Source organism: Klebsiella sp. 1SOBk10mer (assembly GCF_046602535.1).
GTDB lineage: Bacteria > Pseudomonadota > Gammaproteobacteria > Enterobacterales > Enterobacteriaceae > Klebsiella > Klebsiella quasipneumoniae.
The window spans coordinates 418,755-433,630 of record NZ_JBKIUP010000003.1 but is presented as its reverse complement, the minus strand read 5'-3'; the positions used below and the strand labels follow the sequence as shown (position 1 = coordinate 433,630).

Sequence of the window (14,876 nt, the reverse complement as noted above, 5' to 3'; positions counted from 1 at the left end):
CCGGCGCGGGCCGGGGCGGGGGAGGGACTATTTTTTCCAGAAATCGTCAAAGACGGTGATCGGTGGCCGACGCTTGTGTTCGGTTTTCAGATACCAGCCTTCGATCGTTTTGGCGATGCTGGGGTCCAGCGTTTTGCCTTCCAGATAATCGTCGATATTCTCATAGGTCACCCCCAGCGCCACTTCATCCGGCAGGGAGGGGCGATCGTCTTCCAGATCGGCGGTCGGTAACTTCTTATACAGATGTTCCGGGCAGCCGAGATGGGCCAGCAGCTGTTTGCCCTGACGTTTGTTCAGGCGGAAGATCGGGTTGATGTCGGTGCCGCCGTCGCCATATTTGGTGAAGAAGCCGGTAATCGCCTCCGCTGCATGGTCGGTGCCGACTACCACCCCTTGGGTCATCCCGGCGATGCTGTACTGGGCTTTCATGCGCTCACGGGCTTTTTCGTTGCCGCGAACGAAGTCGCTCAGTTCGATCCCCGCTTCGCGCAGTGCCTGTTCGCTTGCCAGTACCGAGGCTTTGATATTCACCGTCAACACCCGGTCAGGCTGAATAAAGGCGATGGCATCCTGGCAGTCCTGCTCATCCGCCTGCACGCCGTAGGGTAAACGGACGGCGATAAACTGCAGGCTGCTGTCGCCCGTTTCGGCGCGCAGTTCATTGATCGCCATCTGGCACAGTTTCCCCGTCAGGGTCGAGTCCTGGCCGCCGCTGATACCCAGCACCAGCGATTTAATAAAAGGGTAAGTCTGCAGATAGGATTTCAGGAAATCGACGCTGCGACGGATCTCGTCTGCGGCATCAATCTGCGGCTTCGCGCCCAGCGCCTGAATAATCTCTTGTTGTAGCGTCATCGCGCCCTCCGAAAGTGAATCTGTTTGGCAACCTGTTGGCTTAAAGCTACCTCTTTGCCGCTGAAACGACAAGGACCGGGGTTTTGACTGCCGGAAAAGAAGGCAATCAATGACATAGGATTTCATTATAGATGCCACCGCGCAGGAGAAAGCGCCGGTCGGCGGCGGAGCGTCAATCCTGTTTACGTAATAACACACTCAGACATGATTTCGCTGTTCGGCTTGAAAAATAACACTATTTATTCCAGGCTTATCGTTACACAGTGGAAGAGAGGAACCAAAATGAAGAAAAGCTTAGCAGGAATACTGGGCGTCACCGTCGCGTTAACCTTACTCGCGGGCTGTACCGCTTACGATCGTACCAAAGACCAGTTTACCCAGCCGGTGGTGAAAGATGTGAAGAAAGGGATGTCGCGTCAGCAGGTGATGCAGATCGCTGGCAAACCTTCAACGGAAGTGACGATGGTCCATGCCCGCGGCACCTGCCAGACCTATATCCTCGGTCAACGAGATGGTAAAGTGGAGACCTACTTTGTGGCCCTCGACGAAACGGGGCACGTGATGAACTCCGGCTACCAGACCTGCGCCGAGTATGATACGGATCCGCGCAACGCTAAGTAAGCGCCTTACTGTTGACTGAGTTGTACGTAAGCCCGACCACTGGTCGGGCTTTTTTGTGAGTCCTGATGCTTATTTAATTGCGCGAATTATTTGGGTGAAAATGTGAGGGTAGTCAAAACCGGAGGTCAATGAGAGACAATTCTGTTCAACAGGGAATTATCACGACGGCTCAGCTTGCCGTATACTCAACCCATAAACAGAATTAACCGGATGTTACCAGTCTTACCGGCTCTCAGCGGTTACTGAAGGCCCTGGTCTCACACATTGAGGAAGCGTTCATGGAAAAGAAACACATTTATCTGTTCTGCTCGGCAGGCATGTCCACGTCACTGCTGGTCTCCAAAATGCGGGCGCAGGCGGAAAAATACGAAGTCCCGGTCATTATTGAAGCCTATCCTGAAACTCTCGCGGGTGAAAAGGGACCGGAAGCCGACGTTGTATTATTAGGGCCACAAATTGCGTATATGTTACCGGAAATTCAGCGCCTGCTGCCAAATAAACCGGTAGAAGTCATCGATTCTCTTCTGTATGGCAAGGTGGATGGTTTAGGGGTATTGAAAGCCGCCGTCGCGGCCATTAAGAAAGCTGCAGCACAATAATTTTAAATTTTAAAACTCGATGTATTTTGACGCCTGGCGGCATTCTGTTGCCGGCCGTCAAAAAATAAAGAGTTTATTTTCCCGTCAAAGAGTAATTTCATACATCATCGCCGTAATAGTTTATTGCGGCTTTTAAGGGTATTGACTATGAGTAAAGTGATCGACTCGCTTGAAAAGGTACTCCTTCCTTTTGCAGTGAAAATAGGAAAGCAGCCGCATATTAATGCGATTAAAAATGGATTTATTAAACTCATGCCGTTGACCCTCGCCGGGGCCATGTTTGTATTAATTAACAACGTTTTTCTGAGCTTCGGCGAAGGCTCTTTCTTTTACTCCATGGGCATTCGCCTGGATGCCTCTACCATTGAAACCTTAAACGGTTTTAAGGCTATCGGCGGCAACGTCTATAACGGCACCCTCGGCATTATGTCGTTGATGGCGCCATTCTTTATCGGCTCCGCGCTGGCGGAAGAGCGCAAAGTCGACCCGATGGCCGCTGGCCTGCTGGCGGTAGCGGCCTTCATGACCGTGACCCCGTACAGCGTGGGCGAAGCCTATGCCGTCGGCGCCAACTGGCTGGGCGGGCAGAACATCATCTCCGGTATGATTATCGGTCTGGTCGTCGCGGAACTGTTCACCTTCGTGATCCGTCGCAACTGGGTGATCAGACTGCCGGACAGCGTGCCGGGATCGGTATCGCGCTCTTTCTCTGCGCTGATCCCTGGCTTCTTGATCCTCTCCATCTTCGGCATTATCTCGTGGGCCCTGTCGAGCTACGGCAGCAACTTCCACCAGATCATCATGGACTCCATCTCCACGCCGCTGGCGGCGATGGGCAGCGTGGTCGGCTGGGCATACGTCATCTTTAACTCCCTGCTGTGGTTCTTCGGGGTGCACGGTTCGCTGGCGCTGACCGCGCTGGATAACGGCATCATGACGCCGTGGGCGCTGGAAAACATCGCCCTGTACAACCAGTACGGATCGGTTGATGCGGCGATCGAAGCGGGTAAACAGTTCCACTTCTGGGCCAAGCCGATGCTCGACTCCTACATCCTGCTGGGGGGTTCCGGGGCGACGCTGGGTCTGATTATCGCCATCTTTATCGCTTCCCGCCGCGCTGACCATCGTCAGGTCGCGAAGCTGGCGCTGCCGTCAGGCATCTTCCAGATTAACGAACCGATTCTTTTTGGCCTGCCGATCATCATGAACCCGGTGATGTTCATCCCGTTCGTGCTGGTCCAGCCGATTCTGGCGGCCATTACTCTCGCGGCCTACAGCCTGGGGATTATCCCACCGGTGACCAACCTGGCGCCGTGGACCATGCCAACTGGCCTGGGGGCGTTCTTTAACAGTAACGGCAGTGTCGCCGCTCTGCTGGTCGCCCTGTTCAACCTTGGCGTCTCCACCCTGGTCTACCTGCCGTTTGTGGTGCTGTCGAATAAAGCGCAGACCGTTATCGAGCAGGAAGAGAGCGAAGAAGACATCGCCAACGCACTGAAATTCTGATACCGCGCGGTACGGGCAACGTCCCGTACCGCCTGAGAAATGAGGGAAATATTATGTTTGATCTGGACAACATCGACGCGGTAGAGACCCCGGAAAACGACCTCGAAGAGGTGGTGATGGGGCTGATTATCAACTCCGGCCAAGCGCGTAGTCTGGCCTATGCCGCGCTGAAGCAGGCCAAGCAGGGGGATTTTGCCGCGGCGAAAACGATGATGGAGCAGTCGCGTCAGGCGCTGAGCGAGGCGCATCGGGTGCAGACCCAGCTTATCGAAAGCGACGAGGGCGAGGGGAAAATGAAGGTCAGCCTGGTGCTGGTGCATGCTCAGGATCACCTGATGACCTCCATGCTGGCCCGCGAGCTGGTAGCGGAATTGATTGAGCTGCACGAGAAGGTACAATAGGCCATCGCGACGATGAGGCAGCCCAGGATGATGACCACCGAGATCAGTACCGCCAGAGAACAGCAGTTGTTCAACGGGAAGAACTTTCATGTGGTCATCTATAACAAAACGGAAAGCGTGAGCGGGCTCCACCAGCATGATTACTACGAATTTACCGTCGTATTAACCGGGCGCTATTACCAGGAGATCAATGGCAAACGGGTGCTGCTGGAGCGCGGGGATTTTGTCTTTATCCCGATGGGTTCGCACCACCAGAGCTTCTATGAATTTGGTGCGACGCGCATCCTTAACGTCGGCATCAGCAGGCGCTTCTTTGAGAAACATTATCTGCCGCTGCTGCCGTTTGGCCTGGTGGCGTCGCAGGTCTACGCCGTGCAGAGCGCTTTTCTCGGCTACATTGAGTCGGTCATCGCCTCACTCAATTTTCGCGAAACGGAATTTGACGAATTTATCGAGCTGGTCTCCTTTTATGTCATTAACCGTTTACGTCACTATCGCGAAGAGCCGGTTGCAGACGTCGTCCCGCAATGGTTAAAAAATACCGTTGAGGCTATGCACGATAAATTGGAGTTTGGCGAGAGCGCCCTCGAGAATATGGTTCGGCTATCGGGAAAAACGCAGGAATATTTAACCCGGGCGACCCAGCGCTATTATGGTAAAACGCCGATGCAGATAATTAACGATATCCGTATCAATTTTGCCAAAAAGCAGCTGGAAATTACCAACTATTCGGTGACGGATATTGCCTATGAATCAGGGTACAGCAGCCCGAGCCTGTTTATTAAAACCTTTAAAAAGCTGACCTCGTTTACACCGAGTAGTTATCGCAAACATTTGACCAGTATTAATTAAGCCCAGGCGGTATTAGCCGCCAGGCTTACACCATAACTAATTTAAGTTAACTGTCCGCATATATGCGGAGAGCGGCCTGCGTCTACACGCAGCGTCTAAGGGAGAAAAAGATGAGCCAGAAATTAAAAGTCGTCACCATTGGCGGCGGTAGCAGCTATACCCCGGAATTACTGGAAGGTTTCCTGAAACGTTATCATGAACTGCCGGTGACAGAGCTGTGGCTGGTGGATGTGGAAGAGGGCCAGGAGAAGCTCGATATTATCCATGCGCTGTGCGAGCGGATGGTGGAAAAAGCCGGCGTGCCGATGAAGGTTTATAAAACGCTGGACCGCCGCGAGGCGCTGCAGGGCGCTGATTTCGTCACTACCCAGCTGCGCGTGGGCCAGCTGAAGGCGCGGGAAAAAGATGAGCGCATCCCGCTGAGCCACGGTTATCTTGGCCAGGAGACCAACGGGGCGGGCGGGCTGTTTAAGGGGCTGCGCACCATCCCGGTGATTTTCGACATCGTGAAAGATGTGCAGGAGATCTGCCCGGACGCGTGGATCATCAACTTCACCAACCCGGCGGGCATGGTCACCGAGGCGGTCTATCGTCACACCAGTTTCAAACGCTTTATCGGGGTGTGCAACATTCCCATCGGCATGAAGATGTTCATCACCGACGTGCTGCAGCTCAGCCCGAGCGATGAGCTGCACATCGACCTGTTCGGTCTGAACCACCTGGTGTTCGTCCGCGACGTGCTGGTTAACGGCGTCTCGCGCTTCGATGAACTGCTGGACGGCGTCGCCTCCGGCCGCCTGACCGCGAACTCGGTAAAAAATATCTTCGACCTGCCGTTCAGCGAAGGGCTGATCCGCTCCCTGCGCCTGATCCCATGCTCCTATCTGCTCTATTACTTTAAGCCAAAAGAGATGCTGGCGATTGAGATGGGCGAGTACTATAAGGGCGGCGCGCGCGCCCAGGTGGTGCAGAAAGTGGAGAAGCAGCTGTTTGAGCTGTATAAAAATCCGGATCTCAAGGTCAAGCCGAAGGAGCTGGAGCAGCGCGGGGGCGCCTATTACTCCGATGCCGCTTGCGAAGTGATCAACGCTATCTATAACGATAAGCAGACTGAGCACTATGTGAATATCCCACATCATGGCCATATCGATAATATCCCGGCGGACTGGGCGGTCGAGATGAGCTGCACCTTAGGTCGCGATGGCGCGAAGCCGACGCCGCGCATCACCCATTTCGACGAGAAGGTGCTGGGGCTTATCTACACCATCAAAGGGTTTGAAGTGGCGGCCAGCCAGGCGGCGATCAGCGGTGAGCTGAACGACGTGCTGCTGGCGCTGAACTTAAGCCCGCTGATCCATTCCGATCGTGACGCCGAGCAGCTGGCGCGGGAGATGATTTTGGCCCATGAAAAATGGCTGCCGAACTTTGCGGTGACGATCGAAAAACTGAAAGCGTAACGGGAGCGGGTAATGGAACGCGTATTGATCGTCAATGCTGACGACTTCGGCCTCAGTAAAGGGCAGAACTACGGCATTATCGAGGCCTGCCGCAACGGCGTGGTGACATCGACTACGGCGCTGGTCAACGGCGCGGCTATTGACCACGCCGCCCAGCTGAGCCGCAGTACGCCGGAGCTGGCGGTCGGGATGCACTTTGTGCTGACGCTGGGCGAACCGCTGTCGGCCATGCCGGGGTTAACCCGCGACGGCCGGCTGGGCAAATGGATCTGGCAGCAGGCGGAAGAAGATAACCTGCCGCTGGAGGAGATTGCCCATGAGCTGGCGTGTCAGTACCGTCGTTTTATCGAACTCTTCGGTCATGAGCCGACGCATCTCGACAGTCATCACCATGTGCATATGATCGCTCCGATCTACCCCATCGTCGCGGCTTTTGCCCGCGACAAGGGCATCGCGTTGCGCATTGATCGCCAGGTGGCGGCGCAGAGCGGTCTCGATCCGCAGGCGGCGCGCAGCAGCGCAGGCTTCAGCAGCGAGTTTTACGGGGAAGCCGTCTCTGAGGCGCTGTTCCTGCAGACGCTGGACGCCTCAATCGCCCGCGAGGAGCGCTCTCTGGAGGTGATGTGTCATCCGGCCTTTGTCGACCAGACCATCATGGGCAGCGCCTACTGCTACCCGCGGCTGGGCGAGCTTGATGTGCTGACGTCCGCCTCGCTGAAAGCGGCCGTGGCCGACCGGGGTTATCGCCTGGGAACCTACCGCGACGTGTAAACCCGACGGGGAAAGGAAAGTGAGTCAAGCCCGGCACACCGTGCCGGGCTTTTTGCTACGCCGGTATAGCGGCGATTTTCGGGCTTCTCGACCACACCCGGTGGGCCGTCATCAGGGCGAGCAGTTTATCTGCCGCCGGGGTGTCGAGAGCATCGGTGACGATGACGCCCTCTTCGCCCTGGGCCGGGACCTGCAGAACCGACGTTAACTGCCGCGCATCGCCTGCCAGCAGGATCGGCTTCAGATGCTTATAGGCCTCCAGCAGGTAGTAGCGCGCGTCGCCGCTCTGGCTCAGGGCGCTGAGATCGCCGCCGGGCACCACCACGGCATCCACCGTCAGCGACGGGGAGCCGGCGAAGGTGCCGGCGATCGGCAGGGGAGAGCCATCGTCGGCGACGACTTCCCCCATCCGCGAATAGAGCAGTTTACTGTGCACGCCCCGGGCCTGTAGCGCCTGCAGGAGATGGACCAGATCCTGCGCCGAGGTACGCTCATTGAGCAGCACCGCCACCACACGACCTTTCACATCCCCTTCGGCATCCGCGTAGAGGCTGAGGGTGGGATCTTTCTCCACGCCGTTGACCGGGGAGGGCAGAGTGAGGCTGCGCTGCTCATCGCTCAGTTCGATACCTAAATTCGCCCCGACCGCTTCCGCCAGCCGGGTATCAATATGGGCCAGGTGATCGACCACCCGCTCGCGGATCCAGGTGCGGACCACTTTGCTAAGCTCGAAGCTGAAGCCATCGATAATATGCTGCTGCTCAATCGGCGTCTGGCTCAGCCAGAACAGACGCGGCTGGGCGTAATATTCGCCGAATGACGGGCTGCGCTGGCGGATCTTCTCGCCGTCGACGCGCTCGGCGAGGGACTCAAAACCGCCGCGTTTGGCGGCTGGCGGCGTCTCGCGCGGCCAGTTGTCGTTGATCGAGTTGGGTTCGTAGTTGGCCGGGTTGGTGTCAATCTCCATCCGGTGCATACCGTCGCGCTGGAAGTTGTGGTACGGGCAGGTCGGCCGGTTGATCGGGATTTCATGGAAATTCGGTCCGCCGAGGCGGCTTATCTGGGTATCGGTGTAGGAGAAGAGGCGCCCCTGCAGCAGCGGATCGTTGCTGAAATCGATGCCCGGGACGATATGCCCGGGATGGAAGGCCGCCTGTTCGTTTTCGGCAAAGAAGTTGTCCGGGTTGCGGTTGAGGACCATTTTGCCGACCCGTTGCACCGGCACCAGCGCCTCGGGGATCAGTTTGGTGGGATCTAACAGGTCGAAGTCAAAATCAAATTCATTCTCTTCGGGGATCAGCTGCAGGCCGAGCTCAAATTCCGGGTAGTCCCCGGCTTCAATGGCCTCCCACAGATCGCGGCGATGAAAATCGGGGTCACGGCCGGTCAGCTTCTGCGCTTCATCCCATACCAGCGACGCCTTGCCGGCGACCGGTTTCCAGTGGAAGCGAACAAAGGTGGCTTTGCCCTCGGCATTGATCAGGCGGAAGGTGTGGATGCCAAAGCCTTCCATGGTGCGATAGCTGCGCGGGATGCCGCGATCGGACATCGCCCACATCACGTTGTGCAGCGTTTCCGGCTGCAGGGAAACATAGTCCCAGAACGTATCGTGAGCGCTTTGTCCCTGGGGAATGGCCCAGTGGGGTTCAGGCTTCACGGCGTGGACAAAGTCGGGAAACTTCAGCGCGTCCTGGATAAAGAAGACCGGGGTGTTGTTGCCGACGAGGTCAAAAATCCCCTCGTCGGTGTAAAACTTGGTGGCGAAGCCGCGAATATCGCGAACGGTGTCCGCCGACCCCGCGCCGCCCTGCACGGTGGAGAAGCGCACAAAGACCGGGGTGATTTTATCGGCTGCCGAGAGAAAATCGGCTTTGGTCAAGGCTGTCAGGCTTTTGTAGGGCTGGAAGTAGCCGTGGGCTGCTGAGCCGCGGGCATGAACGATACGCTCCGGAATTCGCTCGTGGTCGAAGTGGGTGATCTTCTCCCGCAGAATGAAATCTTCCAGCAGCGTTGGGCCGCGGGTACCGGCGCGCAGCGAGTTCTGATCGTCGGCAATGCGCACGCCCTGGTTAGTGGTCAGCGGATAGTCTTCTCCGCCTTTGCGCTGTGGCTCCAGGGCATCGAGTTTTTTGCTGTGGGTATCAGGCGTTTTCAGGCTGCCAGGGGCGGTCGGTTCAGCGCCAGGGGCGGTGGGTTTCGGCGTGGGGCGCCACTCCCTGTCATCCGGCGCCAGCGAGTCGAGACCCGGCTGTGCTTCCTCGCTGCCGTGGACCGGTGCCTGCTGGTGGTGAGGGTTTGGGTGCTTATCAGACATTGCTCGTCTCCTGCTTTCATTGCTAAAAGTGGTCGTTGATAAACCAAAACCCTTCTAACTATAGAACATTACGCTGCCTGCGCCCGGCAAGGGGGCAGGGAGTTATCCTAAAATGCGCATCGGCGGCAGGGGGGCGACGAACGGGGCCACGATCGGCTATGATAGAGGTTTCTGTTTCCCGCTTTGCTTAGTGAATCCATTTGTTATGAAACCATTGCGCCAACAAAATCGCCCTGTCATTAGCTACGTGCCGCGCGTGGAGCCTGCGCCCCCGGAACATGCCGTGAAAATGGACCATTTTCGCGATGTCTGGATTTTGCGCGGGAAGTATGTCGCCTTTCTGCTGATGGGAGAGCATTTTCGCCGTTCACCGGCGTTCAGCGTGCCGGAGTCGGCGCAGCGCTGGGCTAACCAGGTGCGTCAGGAAGGAGAGATTGAAGCCTGAGTCTGCTGCAGAAATAAAAAAACCGCTGATTATCAGCGGTTTTTTTGTGCTTACCGTTTAGCGATGCGCCAGTTCGGCTTCTTCTTCGCTATCGAAAATCGACTTGTCGGTCTGGCGCAGCCACTGGCTGGTCAGCGTCCCGGCGGTCATGGAGCCGTTAACGTTCAGCGCGGTACGTCCCATATCGATCAGCGGCTCGACGGAGATCAGCAGCGCCACGAGGGTCACCGGCAGGCCCATCGCCGGCAGGACGATCAGCGCGGCGAAGGTGGCCCCGCCGCCCACTCCGGCGACGCCCGCCGAGCTGACGGTGACGATGCCCACGAGGGTGGCAATCCACATCGGATCCAGCGGGTTGATGCCTACGGTCGGTGCGACCATCACCGCCAGCATGGCCGGGTAGATACCGGCGCAGCCGTTCTGACCAATGGTGGCGCCAAAGGAGGCGGAGAAGCTGGCAATCGACTCCGGTACGCCGAGACGACGGGTCTGCGCTTCCACGTTCAGCGGAATGGAGGCGGCGCTGGAGCGGCTGGTGAAGGCGAAGGTGATCACCGGCCAGACTTTACGGAAATACTTCAGCGGGCTGACGCCGTTAATCGCCAGCAGCAGGCCGTGGACGATAAACATGATGCCCAGCGCGATGTACGAGGCCACCACGAAGCCGCCAAGCTTGATGATATCCTGCAGATTCGACCCGGCAACCACTTTGGTCATCAGCGCCAGAACGCCGTAAGGGGTCAGCTGCATCACCAGACGAACCAGCTTCATCACCCAGCCCTGCAGGGTATCAATGGCGGTCAGGACGCGCTGGCCTTTTTCCACATCCTCTTTCAGCAGCTTCAGGGCTGCGACGCCGAGGAACGCCGAGAAAATGACGATGCTGATGATCGAGGTCGGGTTAGCCCCGGTCAGGTCAGCAAACGGGTTCTTCGGCACAAAGGAGAGGATCAGCTGCGGGACGCTGAGATCGGCCACTTTACCCACATAGTTGCTCTGAATGGCGTTCAGACGAGCGGTCTCCGCGCTGCCCTGGACCAGTCCCTCGGCGGTGAGGCCGAACATGTTAGTCACCAGCACGCCAACCAGAGCGGCGATCAGGGTGGTGAACAACAGAGTCCCGATGCTCAGGAAGCTGATTTTCCCCAGCTGCGAGGCATTGTGCAGGCGGGCGACCGCGCTAAGGATTGACGCGAAGACCAGCGGCATAACGATCATTTGCAGCAGCTGGACATAACCGTTGCCGACGATATTAAACCACTGGATGGAATCCTTCAGCACCTGGCTGTCAGACCCGTAGATCAGCTGTAGCGCCAGACCGAAGATCACGCCAATCGCCAGGCCGACCAGGACCTTCCTGGCCAGGCTCCACTGTTTATGGCGCGTTTGCCCCAGCGCAAACGACAATACGGCGAACACGACTACGTTCGCTATTAATGGAAAGTTCATCCCCGTTCTCCTGATATTTTTATAACCTGGGCTGGTGGATAACCAGCTCTTATGACCGCAAGGTTAGCAGAAGGCGTTATCAAGGACTTATATTCAAATGGAATGGGTTATAACCAAAAGGTGTTTTCTGCCGGTTTATCGCCCACTCTGGTGACTTATGAAGCGATTGAAGGTGATCTGCAGGGAATTAATCACCCCGGAAGACCAGCGTATCGCGGTGTTGTCCGCCAGCGTCTGCGGCATCCAGACGGCATAGACGAACAGCGCCATGCATAAGGCGCGCTCCAGCTGGTTGCCTTTGCGCGGCGCAAGGATCGGTAGCCGAAAGCGCCAGCGGCAGGGCCACAGCAGCGGCACCCCGGCTGGGGTGAGCATATCGGCAAGGATGTGGCTGAGATAGCCCAGCACCAGGCCCTGGAGGGCGTCCGCCGGGACAATCCAGCTGTCAGGCACCTTGAGGTAGAATAGCGTCAGCGCGCCAAACACCGCCAGCAGGCTGTGGGTGAAGCCGCGGTGGCCAAAGGCCCGCGCCACGGGCTTTGAGATCCAGCTCAGCCGCTGGCCAAGAAACGACTTTGGGTGATCGATGTCCGGCAGCAGGCAGGTCAAGACCGCGGAGGGCACAATATGCCACCAGTCGCCCTGCGCCAGCACCGGCGTTAACTCTGCGTTTTTGGCAAATACTGCGCAGGCGATTGAAAAGAAGAGATGGCCTTCCGCCGTCATGATAACACACCCTAAACTGTCGATTCATACAGTATAGGGTTTTTATACAGTGCACGGAAGAGGTGACGGTGTAACTCTTTGTCACAAATTCTCAGCGCGCCAGCCATCCGCCGTCGACGGCCAGGGTATAGCCGTGAATATAGTCGGCGGCGGACGAGGCGAGAAACACCACCGGCCCCTGCAGGTCATCTGGCACACCCCAGCGACCGGCGGGGATACGCTCAAGGATTGCCTGGTTGCGCTCCTCATCTTCGCGCAGCGCCTGGGTGTTATTGGTGGCCATATACCCGGGCGCAATGGCGTTGACGTTGATACCCTGACCAGCCCATTCGTTAGCCAGCAGGCGGGTCAGCCCCAGCACGCCGCTTTTCGAGGCGGTATAGGAGGGGACGCGGATCCCGCCCTGAAACGAGAGCATCGAGGCGATGTTAACGATTTTCCCGCCTTCACCCTGGCGAATGAACTGCCTGGCGACCGCCTGGCAGAGGAAAAAAACTGCTTTCAGATTCAGATCGATCACCGCATCCCAGTCACTTTCCGTGAAGGTCAGGGCATCATGGCGGCGGATAATCCCGGCGTTGTTGACCAGAATATCGACCCGGCCCATCGCCGCCACCGCCTGGTCGACCAAAACGGTCATATCATCCTGTTGGCTGAGATCCGCCTGAATGGCATGAAAGCGGCGGCCCAGCGCCTGAACCTGCGCGGCCGTGTCGTGGGGAATTTTGCGGTTGATGCCGACGATATCGCATCCGGCCTGCGCCAGGCCCAGCGTCATTCCCTGTCCCAGGCCGGTATCGCAACCGGTCACGATGGCGACCTTACCCGTCAGGTCGAAGGCGTTCAGTACCATATTCACCTCTGTGTGCTGATCTTCAGGCGTACGATAACGCCACCTGTACCCAGCATAGAGGTAGGAAAACAAAATTACAATTAAAATGAAACGATGTTTTGATTTTCTTTGCTGGCGGGTGGCGGCGATCGCGTCACCCGCCAGCGGTCTTACCCGAGCAGCGCCTCGACGGTCAGGGCCTGCAGTGACGGCAGCTTGACGTCCGCCAGCACGAAGCGCGGGTCGCGGCTGTTCTCTGCTTCCGGCACGACGATAGCGCGCATGCGCGCAGCTTTGCTGGCGATCATGCCGTTGACCGAGTCCTCCAGCGCGACACAGCGCTGTGGGTCGACCCCGAGGGCGGCGGCGCAGTTGAGATACACCTGCGGGTGCGGTTTGCTCCAGGGCAGATGCTCCGCCGAGGCGAGGGCATCAAACTGGTCGCGCAGCTCGAACATATTGAGCACTTTCTCCAGCATCACCAGCGGCGAGGCTGAGGCCAGCCCTACCTTCAACCCCTGGGCTTTGCACAGGGCCACCGCCTCGCGCACCCCCGGCAGCAGCGGACGTGAGGCTTCCACCAGTTCGATGGCGCGACGGATAATGCGCGCGGTAGCTTCTGCGCGGTCAACGCCGCGCCACGGCTGGTGCGCGTACCACAGATCCACCACCAGGTCGATTCGCAGACCCAGCAGGTCGGGCAGTTCATCGCGGCGGCGGGTATCCACCCCCAGGCTCTCCATGACCTCGACCTCCGCCTGATCCCAAAGCGGCTCAGAGTCAATCAGCAACCCGTCCATATCAAAAATCGCAGCCTCAATGCGGCGCTTCGCTGACATATGTCCTTCTCCTGTTGCGTAATCAGATAAACGAATCGGCATTCATGGTATATCATACCGCGCGTTATTGGGCGAAATTCGCCGTGGAAGATAGACTTATACCCGACACATTCGGGTAAGCGAGGGGCGCCTGCGCCACGCAACGGGCGGCAGGCGAACCACTAACGCGTCTTTAACAAGGGGAACTCATGACGTACCAACAAGCTGGACGCATTGCGGTCATCAAACGTATTTTGGGATGGGTCATCTTTATTCCCGCCGTGCTGTCGACGCTGATTTCTGTCCTCAAATTTATGTATGAGCACAGTGAAAAGAAACCCGGCATTGACGCGGTAATGATGGATTTTGCGCACGTCATGATTGAGATGATGCGCTTTAACACGCCGTTCCTGAACTTTTTCTGGTACAACTCACCGCTGCCGGATTTTCACCATAGCCTGAACATCGGCTTCTGGATTATCTTCATTCTGGTGTTCGTCGGCATGGCGCTGCAGGCCTCCGGCGCGCGGATGGCGCGGCAGGCGAAATTTCTCCGCGAGGGGATTGAGGATCAGCTGATCCTCGAGCAGGCGAAAGGCGCGGAAGGGTTAACTCGCGAGCAGCTCGCCGAACGCATTGTGGTGCCGCGACATACGATCCTGGTGCAGTATTTCCCGCTGTACGTGCTGCCGGTGATGGTGATTGTTATCGGCTACTTCTTCTTCTCGCTGCTGGGCTTTCTCTAAGCCAGGTGCCCGGTTAGCCGGGCGCCATCTTATTCCGCCGGCAGAGGGCGTGGTTTACCCTGATTATCGACGGCAACGTAGATAAACAGCGCTTCCGTCGCCTTGTAGCGCTGGCCAATTGGTTCTGACGAGACTTTTTTCACCCACACTTCGATGTTAATGGTGACCGAGGTATTGCCGCGCTTCACGCAGCGGGCATAGCAGCACACCACGTCGCCGACGGCCACCGGGCGTAAAAAGGTCATCCCATCCACGCGCACGGTCACCACGCGACCCTGGGCGATCTCTTTGGCCATAATGGCGCCGCCGATATCCATCTGCGACATCAGCCAGCCGCCAAAAATATCCCCGTTGGCATTAGTATCCGCCGGCATTGCCAGGGTGCGTAAAACCATTTCGCCCTTCGGGGCGAGATCTGTTGTTGTCATGCTCTACTCTGTTGTGGTCAAAGACGATCAGCGGGATGCTACTATGAAAACGGCGG

At 57.5% G+C, this 14,876-nt stretch carries 17 protein-coding genes; 10 read left to right on the top strand and 7 right to left on the bottom strand.

The annotated features are described in order from the left end of the window. Nucleotides 1-27: 27 nt before the first annotated feature. Nucleotides 28-855: an ammonia-dependent NAD(+) synthetase gene (gene nadE / locus ACLH1I_RS12025; protein WP_004203821.1), complete on the bottom strand. Its 828-nt coding sequence runs from the start codon at nt 853-855 to the stop codon at nt 28-30. A 282-nt stretch (nt 856-1,137) separates the two neighbouring features. On the opposite strand from nadE, the gene osmE reads away from it, so the two are divergent. From osmE to chbG, 8 genes are all read left to right on the top strand, one after another. Next, entirely contained in the window at nt 1,138-1,476 is a 339-nt protein-coding gene (gene osmE, locus ACLH1I_RS12020; RefSeq protein WP_049116281.1) for an osmotically-inducible lipoprotein OsmE, read from the top strand. A gap of 278 nt (nt 1,477-1,754) precedes the next feature. Continuing rightward, nucleotides 1,755-2,075, top strand: coding sequence for a PTS N,N'-diacetylchitobiose transporter subunit IIB (gene chbB, locus ACLH1I_RS12015; protein WP_002901547.1), 321 nt, complete (start codon nt 1,755-1,757; stop codon nt 2,073-2,075). Nucleotides 2,076-2,094: 19 nt separating this feature from the next. Further along, nucleotides 2,095-2,211: a hypothetical protein gene (locus ACLH1I_RS12010; protein WP_032425961.1), complete on the top strand. Its 117-nt coding sequence runs from the start codon at nt 2,095-2,097 to the stop codon at nt 2,209-2,211. 11 nt (nt 2,212-2,222) lie between these two features. Then, on the top strand, nt 2,223-3,581 hold the full coding sequence (gene chbC / locus ACLH1I_RS12005) for a PTS N,N'-diacetylchitobiose transporter subunit IIC (protein WP_004203823.1): 1,359 nt from the start codon (nt 2,223-2,225) through the stop codon (nt 3,579-3,581). 53 nt (nt 3,582-3,634) lie between these two features. Then, the gene (gene chbA, locus ACLH1I_RS12000) at nt 3,635-3,982 is read left to right on the top strand and encodes a PTS N,N'-diacetylchitobiose transporter subunit IIA (protein ID WP_004203824.1); all 348 of its coding nucleotides are present in this window, start codon (nt 3,635-3,637) and stop codon (nt 3,980-3,982) included. Nucleotides 3,983-4,009: 27 nt separating this feature from the next. Then, nucleotides 4,010-4,834 (top strand): transcriptional regulator ChbR, encoded by an 825-nt coding sequence (chbR, locus tag ACLH1I_RS11995; protein ID WP_004203825.1) that lies wholly within the window; start codon nt 4,010-4,012, stop codon nt 4,832-4,834. 110 nt (nt 4,835-4,944) lie between these two features. Then, nucleotides 4,945-6,291: a 6-phospho-beta-glucosidase gene (locus tag ACLH1I_RS11990; protein WP_043521257.1), complete on the top strand. Its 1,347-nt coding sequence runs from the start codon at nt 4,945-4,947 to the stop codon at nt 6,289-6,291. Nucleotides 6,292-6,303: 12 nt separating this feature from the next. Beyond that, complete coding sequence (gene chbG / locus ACLH1I_RS11985; RefSeq protein ID WP_043521254.1) at nt 6,304-7,062, top strand: chitin disaccharide deacetylase; 759 nt, start codon at nt 6,304-6,306, stop codon at nt 7,060-7,062. Nucleotides 7,063-7,117: 55 nt separating this feature from the next. On the opposite strand, the gene katE is transcribed toward chbG, so the two are convergent. Next, nucleotides 7,118-9,376 (bottom strand): catalase HPII, encoded by a 2,259-nt coding sequence (gene katE / locus ACLH1I_RS11980; RefSeq protein ID WP_053810532.1) that lies wholly within the window; start codon nt 9,374-9,376, stop codon nt 7,118-7,120. Between the two features lie 190 nt (nt 9,377-9,566). Between katE and cedA the strand changes: the two genes are divergently transcribed. After that, the gene (cedA, locus tag ACLH1I_RS11975) at nt 9,567-9,821 is read left to right on the top strand and encodes a cell division activator CedA (protein WP_008807754.1); all 255 of its coding nucleotides are present in this window, start codon (nt 9,567-9,569) and stop codon (nt 9,819-9,821) included. A 57-nt stretch (nt 9,822-9,878) separates the two neighbouring features. On the opposite strand, the gene ACLH1I_RS11970 is transcribed toward cedA, so the two are convergent. The 4 genes from ACLH1I_RS11970 to hxpB form a co-directional block, all read right to left on the bottom strand. Beyond that, the gene (locus ACLH1I_RS11970; protein ID WP_198079777.1) at nt 9,879-11,270 is read right to left on the bottom strand and encodes an L-cystine transporter; all 1,392 of its coding nucleotides are present in this window, start codon (nt 11,268-11,270) and stop codon (nt 9,879-9,881) included. Between the two features lie 135 nt (nt 11,271-11,405). After that, nucleotides 11,406-11,996 carry a metal-dependent hydrolase gene (locus ACLH1I_RS11965; RefSeq protein WP_032455865.1) on the bottom strand — a complete coding sequence of 197 codons (591 nt, stop codon included), beginning with the start codon at nt 11,994-11,996 and terminating at the stop codon, nt 11,406-11,408. 91 nt (nt 11,997-12,087) lie between these two features. Further along, nucleotides 12,088-12,849: a 2-dehydro-3-deoxy-D-gluconate 5-dehydrogenase KduD gene (gene kduD, locus ACLH1I_RS11960; protein ID WP_032455866.1), complete on the bottom strand. Its 762-nt coding sequence runs from the start codon at nt 12,847-12,849 to the stop codon at nt 12,088-12,090. A gap of 149 nt (nt 12,850-12,998) precedes the next feature. Next, nucleotides 12,999-13,667, bottom strand: a complete 669-nt coding sequence (gene hxpB / locus ACLH1I_RS11955) for a hexitol phosphatase HxpB (RefSeq protein WP_004203838.1) — start codon at nt 13,665-13,667, stop codon at nt 12,999-13,001. 188 nt (nt 13,668-13,855) lie between these two features. Between hxpB and ACLH1I_RS11950 the strand changes: the two genes are divergently transcribed. After that, entirely contained in the window at nt 13,856-14,392 is a 537-nt protein-coding gene (locus ACLH1I_RS11950; RefSeq protein ID WP_004203839.1) for a YniB family protein, read from the top strand. Nucleotides 14,393-14,421: 29 nt separating this feature from the next. Here the strand turns inward: ACLH1I_RS11950 and yciA are convergent, their stop codons facing one another. After that, complete coding sequence (yciA, locus tag ACLH1I_RS11945) at nt 14,422-14,820, bottom strand: acyl-CoA thioester hydrolase YciA (protein ID WP_002901629.1); 399 nt, start codon at nt 14,818-14,820, stop codon at nt 14,422-14,424. Nucleotides 14,821-14,876: the final 56 nt, after the last annotated feature.